4 protein-coding genes are annotated in these 4,180 nt (G+C 65.2%); 2 read left to right on the top strand and 2 right to left on the bottom strand.

The window, feature by feature from the left end; translation table 11 throughout:
• A partial coding sequence (locus F0Q45_RS24695; RefSeq protein ID WP_149656390.1) for a hypothetical protein occupies positions 1–220 on the bottom strand: 220 nt, incomplete at its 3' end.
• Between the two features lie 212 nt (positions 221–432).
• On the opposite strand from F0Q45_RS24695, the gene F0Q45_RS24690 reads away from it, so the two are divergent.
• Positions 433–2,211 (top strand): ABC-F family ATP-binding cassette domain-containing protein, encoded by a 1,779-nt coding sequence (locus F0Q45_RS24690; RefSeq protein WP_149656389.1) that lies wholly within the window; start codon positions 433–435, stop codon positions 2,209–2,211.
• Complete coding sequence (locus F0Q45_RS24685) at positions 2,208–3,488, top strand: cytochrome P450 (protein ID WP_373425083.1); 1,281 nt, start codon at positions 2,208–2,210, stop codon at positions 3,486–3,488. The genes F0Q45_RS24690 and F0Q45_RS24685 overlap by 4 nt, the downstream gene beginning before the upstream one ends.
• Positions 3,489–3,642: 154 nt before the next feature.
• On the opposite strand, the gene F0Q45_RS24680 is transcribed toward F0Q45_RS24685, so the two are convergent.
• Positions 3,643–4,089, bottom strand: a complete 447-nt coding sequence (locus tag F0Q45_RS24680) for an acyl carrier protein (protein ID WP_262491163.1) — start codon at positions 4,087–4,089, stop codon at positions 3,643–3,645.
• Positions 4,090–4,180: the final 91 nt, after the last annotated feature.

The following is a 4,180-nucleotide window of genomic DNA, read 5'->3' as shown; positions in this document are numbered from 1 at the left end:
CCATCAACACCGGCGGACCCACCGGCGCGTGACCTGGCCGGATATCCGGCGGAAAGTATCGCCGCAGCTTGTACATGGGTTCGCTCTCCACGATTTGGGACGGCGACGGGACGCTGCCGGTTTCCAGGCCGCCGAGTCGCAGCACTTCCAGACCGTTCTGGGCTGTGGCCACCAGACGCTCGACCGGGCGCGTGACCATCGACAAATTGAGATCCACCACTGCTCCTGGGTGCTCCTGGGTGCTCCTGAGTTGGCCTTGACCAGCGTGGACATCATTCCACATCGTCGCGCTGCGCGGTTCTGGCGGCAGAAACGTGAAGTGGCCGGCTACGGCGAGACCGACGCCAGCGCGGAAAAGTTCGAGTGGACGTCGCGCTCACGTCAGGAGCTATGCGCCAACTCGCTCGACCGAAGACCGGTAGCTTTGGCCCGGTGGCGCACCTGCTCGGAGCCGAGGCCGTCCACCTGGCGTACCCGACCCAGGTGGTTTTCGAGTCGATGACGCTCGGCGTCGACGACGGCGCACGCATCGGCATCGTCGGGCGCAACGGAGACGGCAAGTCCAGCCTGCTGGGGCTGCTGACCGGTCAACTGCAGCCCGACTCTGGACGGGTCACCCGGCGCAGCGGATTGCGGGTCGGCGCACTGAGTCAGGCCGACACCCTGGACTCCGAGCGCACCGTCGGCTGGACGCTCGTCGGCGATCAACCCGAACACCAGTGGGCCGGTAATGCCCGTGTCCGCGATGTGGTCGCCGGCCTGGTGTCCGACATTGGCTGGGCGGCAAAGGTTTCCACGCTCAGCGGCGGCCAGCGGCGCCGGGTCCAGTTGGCCCGGCTGCTGGTCGGCGACTGGGACGTAATCGCCCTGGACGAACCCACCAACCACCTCGACATCGAAGGCATCACCTGGCTGGCCGGCCACTTCTCACAGCGGTGGACCCGCAACAATGGCGGGCTGCTGCTGGTCACCCACGACCGCTGGTTCCTTGACGAAGTCGCCACCACCACCTGGGAAGTGCACGACGGAATCGTCGAACCCTTCGATGGTGGGTATGCCGCGTATGTGCTGCAGCGCGTCGAGCGGGACCGGCTCGCGGCCGCGGCGGAGGCCAAGCGGCAGAACCTGATGCGCAAGGAGCTGGCGTGGTTGCGACGCGGCCCACCGGCGCGGACCTCCAAACCCAAGTTCCGGATCGAGGCCGCCAACCAGCTGATCGCCGACGTACCGCCACTGCGCAACACCGTCGAACTGGCCAGGCTGGCGACCGCCCGACTGGGCAAGGACGTCATCGACCTGCTGGACGTGTCTGTCTCCTACCAGGCTGTGGGGGGCCGACCGGTACTGCGCGATATCGAATGGCGTATTGCGCCGGGTGAACGCACCGGCATCGTTGGAGCCAACGGCGCCGGAAAGTCCACCCTGCTGGGATTGATCGCCGGCACCATCGAGCCGGACTCGGGCCTCGTCAAGCGCGGCAAGACCGTTCGACTGGCGGTACTCGACCAGCAGGGTGATCTGCTGAGCCCGTTTGCCGCGGACCGGATCGCCGATGTGCTGGGAAGGCTACCGGGCGGCTATGAGGTCGAGGGTCGAGAAGTCACGCCGGCCCAGCTGCTGGAGCAATTAGGCTTCGGCCGCGGCCAGCTGTCGGCGCGCATCGGCGAACTGTCCGGCGGTCAGCGGCGGCGGTTGCAGCTCATGCTGACGTTGTTATCGGAACCGAACGTGCTGCTGCTCGACGAGCCCACTAACGACGTGGATACCGACATGCTGACGGCCACCGAAGATCTGCTCGACTCGTGGGCGGGCACCCTGATCGTCGTCTCACACGACCGGTATCTGCTGGAACGGGTCACCGATCAGCAGTACGCGATTGTGGACGGGCGGTTGCGGCATCTGCCCGGCGGAATTGATGAATATCTGCGACTAGCCGCACGTCCGCCAGCCAAGCCCGCCCAGCCACCGCCCGATGCCCCGCCAGCGGTATCGGGCGCGCGCCGCCGCGCCACCGAGAAAGAATTGGCCGCCATCGAGCGCCAGCTCGCGCGCCTGGGCGACCGGATCGCGGCCAAGCACGCCGAACTCGCCGACCATGACCAGTCCGACCACGTCGGCCTTGCCCGGCTGACTCAACAACTACGAGCCCTCGAAGAAGAAGTTGCGGTAGCAGAGGAGCATTGGTTGGAGCTCTCGGAGGCACTCGAATGAACGCGTATCGAACGGTGCCGTACTGGCCCGGTGAGGCGCTGCTAGCGCAGTATCGGCTTCGCGGTGCAGTGATCAACGCTGGCGTTGGCCAGCACGGCTTCACATATCTGCTGGGTGGCGAAGCCAATAAGTTCGTATTCGCTAACGCCGACGCGTTCAGCTGGCGTGAGACGTTTGAAAGTCTGATTCCCGTCGACGGGCCCACTGCCCTGGTTGTCAGCGACGGGGAAGACCACCGGCGCCGCCGCGCCGTGGTCGCGCCCGGTTTGCACCATCGTCAGGTTCAGGATTACGTACCGACCATGGTGTCCGCGATCGACGCCGTCATCGATAGCTGGCACCTGGGTGAGCGCCTGGATATCTATCAGGAGTTGCGTTCCGCGGTGCGGCGCAGCACCGCCGAGAGCCTGTTCGGGCCGCGCTTGGCCATTCACTCAGATTTCCTTGGACAACAACTGCAGCCCCTGCTGGACCTGACTCACCGACCGCCGCAGCTGATGCGGCTGCAGCGACAATTCGACTCACCGGGTTGGCGACGGGCGGTGGCGGCCCGGCGCCGTATTGACGAGCTGGTCGACGCGGTGATCACTGAAGCCAGAGTCCATCCCGGACCTGACGACCGCCTGTTGAACACGCTGGTTAACGAGTTGACTGTCAACGAGATTCGCGATGCGATCGTCTCGCTCATCGCGGCCGGATATGAGACCACCAGCGGTGCGCTGGCATGGGCGACGTACACGTTGCTCACCCTCCCCGGTGCCTGGGACACCGCGACGCGGGAGGTGCGGCGCGTGCTCGGCGGCAGAGCGCCGAGCACCGCAGACATCGGCGCACTCACCTACCTCAATGGCGTTGTGCACGAGACACTTCGGCTGTACTCCCCGGCAGTGATCTCGGCCCGCAGCGTGAAGCGGGATCTGTGGTTCGACGGTCACCGGATCCGCGCGGGGCGGTTGCTGATTTTCAGTGCCTATGTCACCCATCGGTTGCCCGAAATATGGCCCGCTCCAAGGCAGTTCTGCCCGCAACGCTGGGATCCCGACGCGCCGGAGCACCGCAAGCCCGCGCCACACGAGTTCATCCCATTCAGCGGCGGATTACATCGCTGTGTTGGATCGGTCATGGCCACTACCGAGATGACGGTGATGCTGGCCCGGCTGCTCGCGCGGACCAGGCTGCGCTTGCCTGCTCAGCGGATCCGCGCGGCTAACCTCGCCGCGCTGTCCCCCAGGCCGGGACTAACCGTCGAGATCGCCGACTTGGTGCCAGCGCAGTAGCACCAACTCCGCACAGCATCCGGGACCCATGGCGAGCATCAGCTACGGCCGCTGCGCTGCGATCCTGCCCCGATCGGTGTTGGTCATCCAGTCCAACTCCTACAACGACAGTCGACTGGCCCGGGTGCTAGTCACGCTCAACCACCCGGTGCCGTCAGTGCGTTTCGTCCCGGTCTGCTGTGTTAAGTGCGAGTGCAATGAGAGCGTCGGGACTTAACGAATCGATGGCGTCTTCGGTGACCTGTGGGTCAGCTGCCAACTTTTCAGGTTCGCCCGCCAGTAGCGCCAGTTTATCCAGCAGTCCGGTCCGTCGAAGCTCGGCGATAGGAATGTTTTTCAGCAGCACCCATATTCGGTCGTCCTCGGATTCTTCGTTATAGCCATGCGTCAGTTGGTGACCGAGATGATCAGCCAGCGCTGCGGCGGTGGGATAGTCAAAGACCAGGGTCCGCGGCAGCACCAAACCGGTGGCTGCTGCCAGGCGGTTGCGCAGTTCCACCCCGGCCATCGATTCGAACCCGAGGTCCGCGAAAGAGCACTGCGCATCAACGTCGTGGCTGCTCGAGTGACCCAACACGCTGGCGGCATGTCGGCACACCATATCGACGAGCTGGCGGTGCAGTTCCTGCGGATCAAGTTCTTGCCAGCGGTGCGTGTCGTAGTCGTCGACTGGCGGCGGCGCGCTCTCCCCT

It is taken from the genome of Mycobacterium simiae (assembly GCF_008370645.1).
Taxonomy (GTDB): Bacteria; Actinomycetota; Actinomycetes; order Mycobacteriales; family Mycobacteriaceae; genus Mycobacterium; species Mycobacterium simiae_A.
Note: the sequence above shows the minus strand (reverse complement) of the source record. Positions and strands in the feature narration are given on the sequence as shown.